This window comes from Bradyrhizobium sp. 199 (genome assembly GCF_023073355.1).
GTDB lineage: Bacteria > Pseudomonadota > Alphaproteobacteria > Rhizobiales > Xanthobacteraceae > Bradyrhizobium.
In genome coordinates this window covers 1,619,218-1,632,164 of sequence record NZ_JADPJI010000005.1, presented here as the reverse complement: position 1 = coordinate 1,632,164, position 12,947 = coordinate 1,619,218, and the positions used below count along the sequence as shown (strand labels likewise).

Here is a 12,947-nt window from a genome sequence, read left to right as displayed (position 1 = left end):
CCGAACATGCCGGACCTGGACACTGTCAGGCGGGAGATCGAACGGATGCGTATCCAGATGGGCAGGCAGAGGAAGGAGATCCTGCAGCTGCAGCGCGCCGGCGTCGGGACGGCCTCGGCCGAAACGCTGCTGTCGCGGATGGAGGCGAAGGTCGAAGGTCTTTGCGCTGAGCGTGACGCGCTGAAGGCGGCGCAGCCGCGCCAGACCAGGGGCAGGGTGCTCGGCGGGAGGACATGGTGAGCAGGCGATGGTTCGACGACGAACGAGAGCTGTCGCCCTTCCTGGCCGCGCTCGAGGACGTTCGCCGCAAGGCGACGCGGGAAGGGTGGTGCTATGCCCACGTCCAGGCCATCATCGTGGCCATCGACCAGTACGCGGAAGCCGCGACCGGCAACCGCGAATATTTCCTGAACAAGCCGGTCTCGATCGGCGACACTAGAAAGGCCTCGGACATTCCGTGAGGGAATGGTGCTGCGATCTCGCTTGCCAGCAGCGGGTCGCCCGTTCCGGCGCGCATGTTCAAGTCGCGGACGAGTCTACTCGCCAATGTGCTCCAGGAGACGTCGAGCAGGCACGTTGCACGTTCCCGAAACGGAACGTCGATCGCTTGAGAGCCTGTTAACCGGCCATGCTCAGGATGCCGCTCCAAATTGGAGGGGACAGAGATGTCAGACTTGGAACAAGCGATCCGCGAACGTGCTTACGAGCTTTGGATGCAAGGCGGTGCCGAGCACGGCCACGCCGAGCGACACTGGCTTGAAGCTCAGCGAGAAATCCTCTCGGCCTCTTTGGGTGCAGTGGCGCGGGTCTCGAAGGTGAGCTCCGACAAATCGAAAGCGAAAGCTGCTGGCCCGCGGAAGAAGCGCCGCGCCGCCTGACACGACGCGGCGCCCTGCGCCGGCTGCGGACCGACATGCGCAAGCATTGGTCCGCATGGACTTCGCGGATCGCGAAGCAAGCGCTTGGCGATCTTACGAGGCCGAGTGAACTGAAGAACGAGATGACCTGGTCCGGCCCGAGGACGCAGGCTTCCGGGCTGAAGAGGTATGACGGCTTTTGCCGGACTTCGAATGAACTTCGGTGATGATCCCGTTCTGCTCATCGAATTGCTTCAGCCAGGCTTCGATGTAGCGGGGATCGTCGGGACAAAGCCGCTCAAGCAAACGAAGGTTCTGCGCTCTGAATTCCACAAGGGTTTTCGGCATCATTTTTCCTCAAAACCCTGCCCGACGGAAAGGTGCGTGGAAGCGGCCCAGGGGTCAACGGCAAAGAGGGGCTTGAAATCGCTCGTGAGCTGATGCAGCGCGCAACCCTGCGGGGGAAAGCGGGGTTCTCTGTAGGCGTGAAGCTTTTGAACGCTTCAACTGTAAGACGTTCGGCCGGGTCGAAGTTCAAAGAAAAAGCGCGCGAGACTTGAAGCTCTCTTGGAAGCAGCCTGCTTGCGGTCACATCTCACGCGCAGTGCAGGATCTGATCAGTCGTCTCTCGTTCGATGATACGATTACAAATCCGTAAGTCAGTTGAAAAACAGCTGCCCGAAACTATCTCTGCGTCAGGCGGCAGCGTAACAAGCCGCTCCTCAACTGACACCCAGCCGCCGCGCTCAGAACAAGGCGAAGCTGGGTCCTTTGAAATTCCCCGCGACTGGCCCCGCCTCACTGGCCTCAGAGGCAACGCCCATGGCTGCCCGCACGTACAATCACGAACGCTGGTCGGACGACGACGACCGGCTCCTTCGATCCATGTGTGAAACCGGAAAGAGCCTCACCTTGATGATCGTGAAGCTGAAGCGACCGATTGCGTCGATCAGGTCGCGATCGATCGAGCTTGGCCTCAATCTTCCGGGCACGCGGATCGGCCTGCGACGCAAGCGGCGAGCTGTCTAGGTCGTCCGGACATCTTCCGGCGAAGCGAGCGACACGAACAGGCCGCGCCATTCCCTGGGGGAACCACGCGGCCTGAACGTGAATCTTGCACCTTCGGTGGTTGAACCCCGCCGACGACGGCGCGACCAATCGTTATGCTTCAAGCCCTGCTCAGCGCAATCGCGGATGTCCGACTGTCTGCCGCATCGAGCGCCGTCATCAGGCTCTTCGGCCTGGAAAACGCCGTCGAAATCGCGACGGCCGTCGTCGGCCTCGGTTGTATCGTGATCGGCTCTGCGGTCTTTTTGCTGGAGCACTGACGAGAGAGCGCCGTGAACACGCGGGGCGATGGGATGGATCGTCAATCTCTTCGCGTCAGTTCTTGGCGGCCTGACGGCGTGGCCGTCATCGGAATAGCCATGGAGGCCGTGCTCCCGTCGCTTCACCTCGAAGGTTCGCTCGCCTCGTCGCAACATGCCCTGAAGTACGTGCCGTGATCTCCGCGCAACGCGTTCCGCGTTCGTGGCGAGGGAGGACCGCGGCAGACTTTCAGAGCTAAGCTTAGGCCGCAATCCGCTGTTCGACCGGGGCGGTCAGCAGCTTGAGCGCCTGGGCATGTTGCAGGTCGGGGACCGCGACGGCCGTGTGGCTGTAGATCGCATGGCTCCGTGATTTTGCAATCTCGTCCAGGATCTGGCTGCCCTTGATGACGTGAAGGCCCATGCCCTCGTCAGCGGGGAAGATCGCCAGCACCACGTCATAGGCCGCGATGACGGCTCTGAGCGCTTCGGCCTTGTCCTCGGCGACATCGACAAAGACACGAACATCAGCCGCGAGTTCACGCAGCTCGTTAAAATCCAGCACTGTCAGGATACTCCAACGCAACGATACTGAACCGAGCTTGGCGGCGTTGGGTTACTGAAGTGTCAACAAGGCAAGCCGAGCCACAAGGTTCACGCTGAGGTGACTTCACGCTCCAAAGCGCGATGCGATCAGGATGAATCGCCCCCGCGCTTCAGGTTGTTGTTTAAGCATGATCTTTTCGGAAAACTGCTGCGCACTTCGCGCTAACGCGGCCCCCCGGGTTCGGATCACGCTTTTAGCGCTTTGCTTCCTCGTTGCGCGGCCGTGTCCCCGCGGCCTCATCCACGAGGTTCAAGGCGAGGCCGTCATAACTCAGCTTGAGCCCACGGCCGACTATCCATGTCCATCCCTCCCGGTCCTTGATGGCTTGCGCGTTGAACTGCTCGGAGATCGATTTGACGGCAGCTTCCGGCGACCCCGGATTGTTCAGCGTCGCATTGACGCGCCGGACCGGGTGCCTGGCGTCGGCCTCGTCGCTGTCGACCGTGACCTTGGCGCCGTTGATGTCGCATTCGAAGGAGTGGGAGCTGCGGCTCTGGCGGCAGAGATAGTGGCGTTGACTGACGAGCTTGCTGGTCTCCTCGAACGTCATCCCGGGCGAGAAGCCGAAGATGTCGGACTTTCGTGCGAGGGCGAGGGACGGAGGCTTGAAGAAGCTCGGCTGGATCGCGACGAGAGCCGCAACGACGACAACGATCAAACCTGCGACGACGATAGCGACCTTCATGAGCACCCCGCGAGACAACTTCAGACCCTTATATCAGCCGGGGCGATTGGCCATGCCCCCAAAAGCGAAAACCCCGCCTGGGGGAAGCGGGGCCTTCTGGTGGGGTGAAGCTTGGGGACTTCAATGATAAGACGCGCCAGCCGCCGAATGGTTCAAAAAGCCTGGCGACATGCCCTGCGGCATCTTGCACGGCAAGCAGGGAACTCCGCAGAACCCCTGCTTGCGTTTTCGGCCTCGATGGGGTCTAAGCCCCGTCACTTCATGGCCTCTGGCATGAAATCAGCAGCGCGTCCCCGCGCTTCAAGCCGCGTCCACAGCAGAGTTGCTCGCGCGCACAAAAGGAATTCAGACATGGCGAAGATGACGAAGACTCAATTGATTGATGCAATTGCCGAGGGCACGCAGCTTTCCAAGAACGACGTAAAGTCGGTGATCGAATACATGGCCACCGTCGGCTACAAGGAGCTCAACGAGTCCGGCGAGTTCGTCATTCCGGGTTTCGTCAAGATGTCGGTCGTGAACAAGCCGGCGACCGAAGCCCGCATGGGCGTCAATCCCTTCACCAAGGAGCCGATGCAGTATGCGGCCAAGCCCGCGAGCAAGTCGGTGAAGGCCTCGCCGCTGAAGGTGGCCAAGGACGCCGTCTAAGGCGCCTCTGACGTTGCGGCGGGCTTTTTTCGCGACGCTGCGCAACGATCAATGGCTGAGGACAAGGTCGTGCTCGGCCAGCGCGATACCGAGCATCACCACGACGATCACGACAAACCACAGAGAGCGCCGATCGGCCTGTCCTGGCGCGCTCTGCGGTCTCCTGCGAGCCGGCCGGGGCTGAAAAAGTTCGACGTGACATGGGAAATCGCCAGCGAGGGGGCTGGACTTTTTGTTCTCATTTTGTTCTAGTGAGCCGCCTTAAGTAACCGCTTGGAGGTGACTCATGACCGTCGAAAAGCAACGTGAAGTGATCAGGCTCTGGAACGAGCTCAGGAAGCTCGAGGGGCCGGCCGCAGAAGAGCTCCGCATCCAGATCCTGGAATGCTTCTCGCAGAACGGCAAAGCGAAGCGGGCGGCTTGATCGGCGGCTTTTCCCAATCGTCCGCAAACATCCGCTGGCGATGTCTTGGGAGCGAACAGATGTCTTGGGAACGAAACAGATGTCTTGGGAACGAACATGTGTCGTCAGCGTTCGGCCTGCATGACATGCCCCCGATGCGCCAAGTCGATGATTGCGATCTCCGCGAAAAGCTTTCAATGCGAACCTTGCCGCGAGATCGTCATCGTGTTCGCGGTGGTCTCCAAATTCCTGTCGCCGAAGATCGTGCCGACGACCGCTGAAGACATTGCGTCGCTCGCTTTCATCGATCGTTAGCAATCGCTCCGCGCCGATTTTTCGACTCCGATTCGTTCTTCGAGAACGAAATGGAGTCGGATGCAGAACATGTTGCGCCTGCAGGCGCGGATGCAGCTCGCGCGTGTCGAACGAGACAGCGTGAGGCCTCGCACAGTCCCGTCTACGTCTCCTCGTTAGGGAGTGCGGCGATGGAGAGCGACATGGATGCGTGCTGGTTTCTTGCCGAGATCTTCAAAGTGTTCTGGTACGATCGGCACCCGCGTTTGCGCAGAGGCAAGCCATCGGTGCCGCTAGTGCCGCCGCCGGCATCGACGTCTCCTGATGCCTCGCCTCGTGATGCGACGTGATCGGTTCGTCGTGCGCGTCATCCACATGTTTTGTTAAGAACTGCTCTGGGCCGATTTCTTCGATTCCGATTCGTTCTTCGAGAACGAAATGGTGTCGAAGCTGGAACAAAGCCGGTTGGCGAGCCGTAAACCGTTGCAGCCCCGGTTTGCGCGATACGCAAACCGACTCGCCGTGACCGGACGTGTTGCGCCCAATTCCTAACGATCATTTGCGCGGAAGCCGATAACCCTATTCAGTTAGGTTAAAAGCCCAATCGCGTTGCGCTTGCCGCTGCTTGGGATAGGTGTCTGGCAACGACAAGCAAGAAACGACTTTGCCAAGAAGCCATTTGTCATGACACCTTTTTCAGAGCCGTCCTTTTACCAAGGCGACCGGCACACCTACCGGCGTGTCGCCATTGTCGGCACGCTGTTCTGTCTCGCTTTCGTGGTGATCAGCTTCTCGCTGCGGCCGCAGGTCGAGGACACCCGCATTGCGGTCAAAGCCGACCGGCTGGTGCGCACGGCGGGCCAAGCGGCGCGCGCGAATTAGCGCTCCTCGCCGTGGATACAATCTTCGGCCGGCGCCTACGGGCACATGGTGCCGCGCGAGGCGAGCGCCACGAAGGCGGCGTAGCCGGACAGGTTGAGCAAGACTTCGAGCCACGCGGGCATGCCGGCCTCTTCCGCTATGCGTGAAGAAACCCAACGTCCGCGCGCAATCCTGGTTCCGGGCTGCTCGCGTAGAACTAGACCGGAGAGGACGGGTCGATCCGACGCCCAAGCGTCGCAATGGACTCGCTCGACGGCTGCTCTTTCAGGAACTCGGCGATGGCCCGCGCCAGCTCGCGGTCGCTCATGGGCGTCGCCGGTGGACGCAGCGCGCCGACCCCGAAGCTGCGAACGATCTCGTCATAATGCTGATCGTCGGATCTGGGAACCAACTTGCGGATACGGGCCAGCAAAGCAGCTAGGGGCAAGCCTTCCTCCTCGATCGGTCGCCCCGTTGGCAGCAATCGTCGTGTGCTGCCATCTGCTCCCCTTGAAACCAAAACCCCGCCAGCATCGCGGAGATGCTGACGGGGCTTCGTGCTGTCGCCTCAGCCCGGATGGCGGAGGCTCCCGCAGTCAAGACGGCAATGCGCGCCCCGGCATTTCGTTCCGGGCTGCGTCGACTTTTTGCGCCGGCGGGTTCCGCATCCTGCGCGCAACCATCGCAGGCGCTCCTCGTTATCTCTGCAACACGCGAAGGAGGAGAGCATGAAGAAGACATTGGCAGTTCTGGCCACCGTCGCAGCCGTCGGCGTAATCGCGGTTGCAGCCCCGGCGCCTGCCGAGGCCCGCGGGCGCGGCATCGGCCCGGGCCTCGCGTTCGGCCTTGCCGCCGGCGCGATCACAGCGGGCGCGGTCGCAGCGTCGCACCCGTACGGTTATTACGGTCCCCGCTACGGCTACTATGACAGTCCCGGCTACTATTACGGGTCGGGCCCCTACGCCTATTACGGCGGCGGACCGTACTACCGGCGCCATCACCACTGGCGCCATTGGTAATCGGCAAGCGAAAAGCCCGGAGCGATGCTCCGGGCTTTTTTCATGCGCATTGATCAGATGTATCTTACGGCCAAAGCGAGGGCCGTTCGACTTTTCTGGCGTTCTCAAGCGTCGACACGAAATACTCTTCGCGCTCACGCTTGAATTTTTCCTGCGTGGCACGGAAGGCGGCAACACGGGCGGCGATCTCATCGCGCTCACGGGCTTTGCGTTCTTCGTCTTCGGTCATGGCCATCCCCTCGGGTTTGCTTACTGAGCTCAAGCACTGCCGCCGCATGACCTTGAGTCGCATTCACTCATCCATTGATGCTTCGGAATGGGGCGTCAATGGGGAGGCGGCATTGCAGGATTGTGATATGGGAAGGTCGGAAAAAATTGCCGAGCGCATCACGTTAGCGCTTGATAAGAGCGTCAACAATCTTGCCGCTTGCGCATGGTTGCTGCAGGGCAAAACGAATCGGGAGGCCGCGATTGATTGCATCGGAACTTCAAAGCGGCGTTGAGCGGCTCGGCGACATGATCGCCGAGGCGAAGACCATCGTGCCGTTCACCGGCGCCGGCATCTCGACCGAGTGCGGCATTCCCGACTTCCGCTCGCCCGGCGGAATTTGGACGCGCAACCGTCCGATCCCGTTCGACGAATTCGTCGCGAGCCAGGAGGCGCGAGACGAATCCTGGCGTCGCCGTTTTGCGATGGAGGAGGTCTTTGCGGCGGCGAAGCCCGGCCGCGGTCATCGCGCGCTGGCCTCGCTCTACCGCGCCGGCAAGGTTCCCGCCGTCATCACCCAGAACATCGACAACCTGCACCAGGCCTCCGGCTTCGCCAGCGAGCACGTGGTGGAACTTCACGGTAATACCACTTATGCGCGCTGCATCGAATGCGGGCAGGCCTATCCGCTCGACTGGGTGAAGCATCGCTTCGACAGCGAGGGGGCCGCGCCCAACTGCACCGCCTGCGCGGCGCCGGTGAAGACCGCCACGATCTCCTTCGGACAGATGATGCCGGAGGAAGAAATGCAGCGCGCCACCGCGTTGTCGCGCGCTTGCGACCTCTTCATCGCGATCGGTTCCTCGCTCGTCGTCTGGCCGGCGGCGGGCTTTCCCATGATGGCGAAGGATGCCGGGGCACGCCTGGTGATCATCAATCGCGAGCCGACCGAACAGGACGACATCGCGGATCTCGTCATCCACCACGACATCGGCGAAACGCTGGGGCCCTTTGCCGGCAATTGAGGCATCAGTTGATTCGCGGCTGCGCAAGCTGTTCATAGGTTCCGGCGAATCTCTTTTTTGTCTATGCCTCGCAACCGGGAGTGTTATCTTTTGAGTCGAAAGATTCGCGTCGCGTCGAATTGAGAACATTCTCTTAAGACGCGTGATTCGAGCTCCGCCAATGTGGCGGGTTGCATGGCAGTGTGGGGTCCGGGGTTATGGGGTCGTCGGACGGATTTGAGTCCAAGAAGCTCGGGGTTCCCGGGCAGGGAGTATCGTCCGGGCGGATCACGCCGGGCGAACACGGCAGCTCCAGCCGCGACAGCGCGCTCAGTCCTTTCAGCGGGTTGGGAGAGGCCAGCGCCAATCTCGTCGAAGTCCATGGCGTCATCAAATGGTTCGACGCCTCCAAAGGCTACGGCTTCATCGTTCCCGACAATGGCTGGCCGGACGTGCTCCTGCACGTTACCGTGCTTAGGCGCGATGGCTTCCAGACCGCCTATGAAGGCGCCCGCATCGTCGTCGAGTGTATTCAGCGCGCCAAGGGTTACCAGGCGTTCCGCGTCGTCTCGATGGACGAGTCGACTGCAATTCATCCGGCGCAGATGCTTCCCCCGCGCACCCATGTCACGGTCACCGCGACCAGCGGGCTGGAGCGGGCCCAGGTCAAATGGTTCAACCGGCTGCGCGGCTTCGGCTTCCTGACCTGCGGCGAGGGCACGCCCGACATCTTCGTGCACATGGAGACGCTGCGCCGCTTCGGCATGACCGAGCTCAGGCCCGGCCAGTATGTCCTGGTCCGCTTTGGGCCCGGCTCCAAGGGCATGATGGCGGCCGAGATCCATCCCGAGACCGGATCGCCGGGATTGCAGTCGCACTAGAGCTTCGGTTCTGATGCAATCAGAGCCAAAGCCATGGATTCCGGTTTGACGCGTTTTCTTGACGCGAACCCGCTCCACTTTGGTTGAAAACGCTATCTGAGCGCCAATTCCCGCAATCGTGAGCAGAGGCGTGCCGGCAGGCCGGCGCGCCTCTGGCTTTTCCGGCGCCTGCCGCGTAAGGACTGGCTCCCGTCCCACGCCTCGAGTGTCACCCATGAATCTTGATCGGAAGGCTGCCTGGTCCGCACTGAAGGGCTGGCTTGCCGCCATCCTCGTCATCGCCGGCTGTGCCGTCGCCAGCGTGCCCGCCGGCGCCGCCAGCTTCCAGCCGCTGGAGATCGTCACCAAGAACGGCGTGCAGGTGTTCTCGGTGGAAATGGCGACGACCGAGGAGGAGAAGCAGACCGGCCTGATGCACCGCAAGGAGCTGGCGGACGGCAAGGGCATGCTGTTCGACTTCCATCCCGAGCAGGAAATCTCGATGTGGATGAAGAACACCTATGTCTCGCTCGACATGATCTTCATCGGCGCCAACGGCCGCATCCTGCGCATCGCCGAGAACACCGAGCCGATGTCGACCAAGATCATCTCGTCCAAGGGGCCGGCCCGGGCCGTGCTGGAGGTGGTGGCGGGAACGGCGCAGAAATACGGCATCCGTCCCGGCGACCGCGTTGGCCACCCGCTGTTCGGCAGCAAATAAGGCGGGCAGGCGAGGGGCGTTGCCAGCCTTGCTGGTGCCAGTTTGTAAGCTTGCTGGCGCCTTTGGAAGCGTGTATCGACGGGGCTCGCCGGACATTCGGGGTATAGCGCAGCCTGGTAGCGCGGCAGTTTTGGGTACTGCAGGTCGTTGGTTCGAATCCAGCTGCCCCGACCAGTCCCGACCTCCCCCGGGGGACACTCAAGCCCGATGCCTACCGGTTTGAGCCTCTAACTTTAACTTTCCGGCGCCGCCTTCAGAATAACAGCCAGTTGGCCAGGCGCCAGGCGATCCAAGCGAGGGCGCAGATCCAGCCCAGCATCGCTATCCCCGCAAGGCCGAGCCCACACAATGCGAGCAGAGAGCTTTCGGGCTCCGGCGTCTCCGCGAGTTTCTCAGGCGTATCAACGTGGCACGCTTGCCCTGGTCCCTGCTGCTCACTGGTTTCGGCTCGTTCGCGAAAGTTCACCGGCCGCGCTCCAGCTCGCATGGACATGAGGGCAGGCGGCGCACGCGGATCGCGACACCTCGCGTGCCCCTTATAGACGGGAAAAAGCTGCAACGCGGTGCGCCCTGATTGGTTGCGGTCCGACCAAGGGCGCGACAATGGAATTTGCCCGCGTCGGCGTGATCGAGCGTCCAGACTTCGACGAGCGCGCAACGCACGCTTCAGTCCGACGCACAGGCTGCGTCAAGCGCAGGCGCAGGCCCCTAGTCTGATCGCGGCGGGCCTCAGGCCGGGCAGAATTGCCGACGCCGCATCGAACCTTTGGGCGTCGCCATAGACATATGTGTGTTGGGGATTTCAGCGCCCAATGTCTAAACGGACGCCGCCAAGCGATGATATTCCGCTTGCGCGGCGTTGCGCTTGTCGGACGTCATTTTTCTCCGATCCGGCAGATCAACCCGAAGCGTGCCAGCCCGGCGGAAACGGAACGAAGGGCCAGAGCGTCTGGTTGTCGTTGGCGGCTTGCGGCGGCTCTTGCGCCGGCGTCCTTGCGGCCGGCGCCATTCGCACCGCCAGACGCAGACATGCACATTGCAAATTCATTTTGGTCGTCCCGACGAATCGTCTCGAAATTCAATTTCAAAATCTGACGTCAGCTCAATCGAATTGCCACGCGCCCAAGTCGGCGCGGCCATCTCAAATCACGAGCACTCTAAAAAAAACGCCGCTCGCTTTCAACCGATTCCGGTCCGAAGCCACGAGAAGTAAGGTTGACCGGTTAGGTTAAGGACGAGCCGTTGTTGCGGCCGCTTTGGCAACCGTTATCAGGTCGGTGCTGGCCTGCGATGGGCTGCCTGCAATTCGTGCTCACACGAGGTCACGGTTCGTCGCAGCGCGCGTATCCTGTGAGTTCTGCGCCATGTCTTTCGATCGCAACTTCAAAACCGCCGGTCCACAATCGAGCTGGAGCGAGATCTGGCACCTCTGGACTGTGATCGTGCCCCGCCGCTCGATCAACGGGCAGCTCGTGGTCGGCAAGGTCTGGCGCCGTCATGACGGCCGCGATTGGATCTACAGGAAATTCACCGAGTTCGACGGCGAGGAGGCGGCCTGAGCCAATATCGCTGGCATCAGGCGCAAGATCGTCGCTCTGCCTTTAGGCCGCCTTCGCTGCGGTTGCTGCTGGCTTGGGCGGCGGCTTCAACGGCTTGTCCTGCTTCTTCGACCACGAGATGTAATAGGCCACGGTCGTCATGATCGCGATGCCGGCGACGCTGACGAAGATCTGCGCGAGCAGCGAGCCCGAGCTCATCGACAGCTCGAAATGGCCGACGAAAGACAAGAACACGCCGACGCAGAACACGGCGAGCGATTGCTGGCCGCAGACGATCAAGGGATCGAAAACCTTCCATTCGAGCCCCGGCCATTCCTTCGGCACGAAGCGGATCACGAGGATCACGATGACGACGAAGTGGATGAAGCGATAGGGTGCGAGGTTGGTCTTGTCGTTCGGATTGAAGGCCGAGAACAGCCATTCCGGGAACATGCCGCCGAACGCGGGGAAGCGCCCGGCCATGGTCATGATCAGCGCGAACAGGAGATAGCCGAGGCAGAGGTAGAGCGTGACCGGCGCGTTGATCAGCGTGACCGAGCGGCGCGCGCCGCCCATCGCGCACCAGGCGCCGAACACGAACAGCACCTGCCAGCAATAGGGGTTGAAGTACCACTGGCCGGCCGGATAGGCGTTCAGATTCCAGCCGAAGTGACGCGCGACCAGCCACAGCACGATCGACAGCACCATCGTGAGATCGGGCTTGCGCAGCATGAACCACAGCACCGGCGGAAACAGCCCCATCAGCACGATGTAGAGCGGCAGCACGTCGAGATTGAGCGGCTTGAAGCGCAGGAACAGGCCCTGGCGCAGCGTCTCGGTGGCGTTGTCGACGAGGCCGGCGACGTTGAACTCGTTGATCATCTCGGAATCGCCGAAGCGCAGCGCCAGATAGCTGATCGAGGCGATATAGATCACGAACAGGATGATGTGGGCGACGTAGAGCTGCCAGACCCGCTTGGTGAGCCTGGTGGCGCCGACGAGGAAGCCGCGGTCCAGCATCATCCGCGCATAGACGAACGAGGCGGTGTAGCCGGAGATGAAGACGAACAGGTCGGCGGCGTCAGAAAAGCCGTAATTGCGCGTCGTGATCCAGTTCACGACGTTGTCGGGAATGTGGTCGAGGAAGATCGCCCAATTCGCAACGCCGCGAAACAGGTCGAGCCTGAGGTCACGGCCTTTTTCAGGGAGCGTGGCATTGATGTTCAGGAAGGCCATGCGACGGGAGCTCTCGGAGGGGACGGTTACACTGATGTCGGCGAGGCAAAGCCGCCGGGCGGGACCCCGGCGCAGCAGGCGGGTACGCAATTGTCACGGTGCAGCATAATGACTATACCGTTGGCGAGGTGCCGGGGGGCCGGAATCACCGATCAGTTCCCAATCGGTGTCTCTATACTATCCCTGAGGTTTCCACCAACTGCTACCGTGACGCATCGAAATCGAACGATAAAGACGAAGAGGCCGGACCGCCAATGACCGCACGGATTTTCAAGCCCGCCAAGAACGCGATGCAATCCGGACGCTCCAAGACCAAGGAATGGCAGCTCGACTACGAGCCGGAGCAGCCGCGTTCGGTCGAGCCGCTGATGGGCTGGACGTCCTCCGGCGACATGAAGCAGCAGATCACGCTGCGCTTCCACTCCAAGGAGGAGGCGATCGCCTATTGCGAGCGCAAGGGCATCGCCTACCAAGTGATCGAGCCGCAGGATTCGATCCGCCGCCCGGTTGCCTATGCGGACAATTTCTCGTTCCGCCGCGGCGAGCCCTGGACGCATTGAGGGGGCCGGGCGGGTAGGCCGCCTGCCGAGGACTTCGTGAACCGTCGTGCCCGGGCTTGCCCCGGCATCCGCGTTTTTGGCGGCAGATCAAGGCGTGGATCGCCGGGGCGTAGGCGAGCGGATGCGACGCGTCCCTGGC

Annotated in this window: 23 protein-coding genes and 1 tRNA gene; 19 read left to right on the top strand and 5 right to left on the bottom strand. The window is 61.7% G+C overall.

Annotated elements, in window-relative coordinates; all coding sequences use genetic code 11:
• Positions 1 to 6: 6 nt before the first annotated feature.
• From IVB28_RS16360 to IVB28_RS16335, 6 genes are all read left to right on the top strand, one after another.
• Positions 7 to 240 carry a hypothetical protein gene (locus IVB28_RS16360; protein ID WP_247527505.1) on the top strand — a complete coding sequence of 78 codons (234 nt, stop codon included), beginning with the start codon at positions 7 to 9 and terminating at the stop codon, positions 238 to 240.
• A complete protein-coding gene (locus IVB28_RS16355) occupies positions 234 to 461 on the top strand; it encodes a hypothetical protein (protein ID WP_247527504.1) in 228 nt (75 codons plus the stop codon). Before IVB28_RS16360 ends, IVB28_RS16355 begins: the two co-directional genes overlap by 7 nt.
• A 213-nt stretch (positions 462 to 674) precedes the next feature.
• A complete protein-coding gene (locus IVB28_RS16350) occupies positions 675 to 878 on the top strand; it encodes a DUF2934 domain-containing protein (RefSeq protein ID WP_247527503.1) in 204 nt (67 codons plus the stop codon).
• A 168-nt stretch (positions 879 to 1,046) separates the two neighbouring features.
• The gene (locus IVB28_RS16345; protein ID WP_247527502.1) at positions 1,047 to 1,298 is read left to right on the top strand and encodes a hypothetical protein; all 252 of its coding nucleotides are present in this window, start codon (positions 1,047 to 1,049) and stop codon (positions 1,296 to 1,298) included.
• A gap of 381 nt (positions 1,299 to 1,679) precedes the next feature.
• Entirely contained in the window at positions 1,680 to 1,886 is a 207-nt protein-coding gene (locus IVB28_RS16340; RefSeq protein ID WP_247527501.1) for a hypothetical protein, read from the top strand.
• A 134-nt stretch (positions 1,887 to 2,020) separates the two neighbouring features.
• Entirely contained in the window at positions 2,021 to 2,185 is a 165-nt protein-coding gene (locus tag IVB28_RS16335) for a hypothetical protein (protein WP_247527500.1), read from the top strand.
• Between the two features lie 241 nt (positions 2,186 to 2,426).
• On the opposite strand, the gene IVB28_RS16330 is transcribed toward IVB28_RS16335, so the two are convergent.
• Positions 2,427 to 2,729 carry a hypothetical protein gene (locus IVB28_RS16330; RefSeq protein ID WP_247527498.1) on the bottom strand — a complete coding sequence of 101 codons (303 nt, stop codon included), beginning with the start codon at positions 2,727 to 2,729 and terminating at the stop codon, positions 2,427 to 2,429.
• Positions 2,730 to 2,964: 235 nt separating this feature from the next.
• Positions 2,965 to 3,456, bottom strand: a complete 492-nt coding sequence (locus tag IVB28_RS16325; protein ID WP_247527497.1) for a hypothetical protein — start codon at positions 3,454 to 3,456, stop codon at positions 2,965 to 2,967.
• Positions 3,457 to 3,807: 351 nt separating this feature from the next.
• Here IVB28_RS16325 and IVB28_RS16320 point away from each other — a divergent pair, with 351 nt between their 5' ends.
• The 5 genes from IVB28_RS16320 (at position 3,808) to IVB28_RS16300 (ending at position 5,683) form a co-directional block, all read left to right on the top strand.
• Positions 3,808 to 4,104: an HU family DNA-binding protein gene (locus IVB28_RS16320; protein ID WP_247527496.1), complete on the top strand. Its 297-nt coding sequence runs from the start codon at positions 3,808 to 3,810 to the stop codon at positions 4,102 to 4,104.
• 51 nt (positions 4,105 to 4,155) lie between these two features.
• Complete coding sequence (locus IVB28_RS16315) at positions 4,156 to 4,356, top strand: hypothetical protein (protein ID WP_247527495.1); 201 nt, start codon at positions 4,156 to 4,158, stop codon at positions 4,354 to 4,356.
• Between the two features lie 34 nt (positions 4,357 to 4,390).
• The gene (locus tag IVB28_RS16310; protein WP_247527494.1) at positions 4,391 to 4,528 is read left to right on the top strand and encodes a hypothetical protein; all 138 of its coding nucleotides are present in this window, start codon (positions 4,391 to 4,393) and stop codon (positions 4,526 to 4,528) included.
• Between the two features lie 147 nt (positions 4,529 to 4,675).
• A complete protein-coding gene (locus tag IVB28_RS16305; RefSeq protein ID WP_247527493.1) occupies positions 4,676 to 4,822 on the top strand; it encodes a hypothetical protein in 147 nt (48 codons plus the stop codon).
• A 663-nt stretch (positions 4,823 to 5,485) separates the two neighbouring features.
• Positions 5,486 to 5,683 (top strand): hypothetical protein, encoded by a 198-nt coding sequence (locus IVB28_RS16300; protein ID WP_247527492.1) that lies wholly within the window; start codon positions 5,486 to 5,488, stop codon positions 5,681 to 5,683.
• Between the two features lie 196 nt (positions 5,684 to 5,879).
• Here IVB28_RS16300 and IVB28_RS16295 read toward each other — a convergent pair whose 3' ends face one another.
• Positions 5,880 to 6,110 (bottom strand): hypothetical protein, encoded by a 231-nt coding sequence (locus tag IVB28_RS16295; RefSeq protein WP_247527491.1) that lies wholly within the window; start codon positions 6,108 to 6,110, stop codon positions 5,880 to 5,882.
• Positions 6,111 to 6,390: 280 nt separating this feature from the next.
• Here IVB28_RS16295 and IVB28_RS16290 point away from each other — a divergent pair, with 280 nt between their 5' ends.
• Positions 6,391 to 6,681, top strand: coding sequence for a hypothetical protein (locus tag IVB28_RS16290; protein ID WP_247527490.1), 291 nt, complete (start codon positions 6,391 to 6,393; stop codon positions 6,679 to 6,681).
• A gap of 64 nt (positions 6,682 to 6,745) precedes the next feature.
• Here IVB28_RS16290 and IVB28_RS16285 read toward each other — a convergent pair whose 3' ends face one another.
• Positions 6,746 to 6,910, bottom strand: a complete 165-nt coding sequence (locus tag IVB28_RS16285; protein WP_162832225.1) for a hypothetical protein — start codon at positions 6,908 to 6,910, stop codon at positions 6,746 to 6,748.
• Here IVB28_RS16285 and IVB28_RS16280 point away from each other — a divergent pair.
• The 6 genes from IVB28_RS16280 to IVB28_RS16255 all read left to right on the top strand — a co-directional run bounded on the left by IVB28_RS16280 (position 6,909) and on the right by IVB28_RS16255 (position 11,033).
• Positions 6,909 to 7,184 carry a hypothetical protein gene (locus tag IVB28_RS16280; RefSeq protein ID WP_247527488.1) on the top strand — a complete coding sequence of 92 codons (276 nt, stop codon included), beginning with the start codon at positions 6,909 to 6,911 and terminating at the stop codon, positions 7,182 to 7,184. The genes IVB28_RS16285 and IVB28_RS16280 overlap by 2 nt on opposite strands.
• On the top strand, positions 7,153 to 7,914 hold the full coding sequence (locus tag IVB28_RS16275; RefSeq protein ID WP_247527486.1) for an NAD-dependent protein deacetylase: 762 nt from the start codon (positions 7,153 to 7,155) through the stop codon (positions 7,912 to 7,914). The genes IVB28_RS16280 and IVB28_RS16275 overlap by 32 nt, the downstream gene beginning before the upstream one ends.
• A gap of 197 nt (positions 7,915 to 8,111) precedes the next feature.
• Positions 8,112 to 8,774 (top strand): cold-shock protein, encoded by a 663-nt coding sequence (locus IVB28_RS16270; RefSeq protein ID WP_247527484.1) that lies wholly within the window; start codon positions 8,112 to 8,114, stop codon positions 8,772 to 8,774.
• Positions 8,775 to 8,988: 214 nt separating this feature from the next.
• Entirely contained in the window at positions 8,989 to 9,474 is a 486-nt protein-coding gene (locus tag IVB28_RS16265; RefSeq protein ID WP_247527480.1) for a DUF192 domain-containing protein, read from the top strand.
• Positions 9,475 to 9,571: 97 nt separating this feature from the next.
• Positions 9,572 to 9,648, top strand: a tRNA-Pro gene (locus IVB28_RS16260).
• A gap of 1,190 nt (positions 9,649 to 10,838) precedes the next feature.
• Positions 10,839 to 11,033 (top strand): hypothetical protein, encoded by a 195-nt coding sequence (locus IVB28_RS16255; protein ID WP_247527479.1) that lies wholly within the window; start codon positions 10,839 to 10,841, stop codon positions 11,031 to 11,033.
• Positions 11,034 to 11,075: 42 nt separating this feature from the next.
• Here IVB28_RS16255 and IVB28_RS16250 read toward each other — a convergent pair whose 3' ends face one another.
• Entirely contained in the window at positions 11,076 to 12,248 is a 1,173-nt protein-coding gene (locus IVB28_RS16250) for an OpgC domain-containing protein (protein ID WP_247527478.1), read from the bottom strand.
• 254 nt (positions 12,249 to 12,502) lie between these two features.
• Between IVB28_RS16250 and IVB28_RS16245 the strand changes: the two genes are divergently transcribed.
• Complete coding sequence (locus IVB28_RS16245; RefSeq protein ID WP_247527477.1) at positions 12,503 to 12,808, top strand: ETC complex I subunit; 306 nt, start codon at positions 12,503 to 12,505, stop codon at positions 12,806 to 12,808.
• Positions 12,809 to 12,947 lie beyond the last annotated feature (139 nt).

Bases quoted from the DNA above. Each gene is read 5' to 3' on its own strand.
- IVB28_RS16320 (WP_247527496.1), top strand. From the start codon at position 3,808: ATGGCGAAGATGACGAAGACTCAATTGATTGATGCAATTGCCGAGGGC.
- IVB28_RS16300 (WP_247527492.1), top strand. From the start codon at position 5,486: ATGACACCTTTTTCAGAGCCGTCCTTTTACCAAGGCGACCGGCACACC.
- IVB28_RS16310 (WP_247527494.1), top strand. From the start codon at position 4,391: ATGACCGTCGAAAAGCAACGTGAAGTGATCAGGCTCTGGAACGAGCTC.
- IVB28_RS16335 (WP_247527500.1), top strand. From the start codon at position 2,021: ATGCTTCAAGCCCTGCTCAGCGCAATCGCGGATGTCCGACTGTCTGCC.
- IVB28_RS16315 (WP_247527495.1), top strand. From the start codon at position 4,156: ATGGCTGAGGACAAGGTCGTGCTCGGCCAGCGCGATACCGAGCATCAC.
- IVB28_RS16345 (WP_247527502.1), top strand. From the start codon at position 1,047: ATGACGGCTTTTGCCGGACTTCGAATGAACTTCGGTGATGATCCCGTT.
- IVB28_RS16255 (WP_247527479.1), top strand. From the start codon at position 10,839: ATGTCTTTCGATCGCAACTTCAAAACCGCCGGTCCACAATCGAGCTGG.
- IVB28_RS16360 (WP_247527505.1), top strand. From the start codon at position 7: ATGCCGGACCTGGACACTGTCAGGCGGGAGATCGAACGGATGCGTATC.
- IVB28_RS16250 (WP_247527478.1), bottom strand. From the start codon at position 12,248: ATGGCCTTCCTGAACATCAATGCCACGCTCCCTGAAAAAGGCCGTGAC.
- IVB28_RS16305 (WP_247527493.1), top strand. From the start codon at position 4,676: ATGATTGCGATCTCCGCGAAAAGCTTTCAATGCGAACCTTGCCGCGAG.
- IVB28_RS16325 (WP_247527497.1), bottom strand. From the start codon at position 3,456: ATGAAGGTCGCTATCGTCGTCGCAGGTTTGATCGTTGTCGTCGTTGCG.
- IVB28_RS16290 (WP_247527490.1), top strand. From the start codon at position 6,391: ATGAAGAAGACATTGGCAGTTCTGGCCACCGTCGCAGCCGTCGGCGTA.
- IVB28_RS16280 (WP_247527488.1), top strand. From the start codon at position 6,909: ATGGCCATCCCCTCGGGTTTGCTTACTGAGCTCAAGCACTGCCGCCGC.
- IVB28_RS16270 (WP_247527484.1), top strand. From the start codon at position 8,112: ATGGGGTCGTCGGACGGATTTGAGTCCAAGAAGCTCGGGGTTCCCGGG.
- IVB28_RS16245 (WP_247527477.1), top strand. From the start codon at position 12,503: ATGACCGCACGGATTTTCAAGCCCGCCAAGAACGCGATGCAATCCGGA.
- IVB28_RS16265 (WP_247527480.1), top strand. From the start codon at position 8,989: ATGAATCTTGATCGGAAGGCTGCCTGGTCCGCACTGAAGGGCTGGCTT.
- IVB28_RS16355 (WP_247527504.1), top strand. From the start codon at position 234: ATGGTGAGCAGGCGATGGTTCGACGACGAACGAGAGCTGTCGCCCTTC.
- IVB28_RS16340 (WP_247527501.1), top strand. From the start codon at position 1,680: ATGGCTGCCCGCACGTACAATCACGAACGCTGGTCGGACGACGACGAC.
- IVB28_RS16285 (WP_162832225.1), bottom strand. From the start codon at position 6,910: ATGACCGAAGACGAAGAACGCAAAGCCCGTGAGCGCGATGAGATCGCC.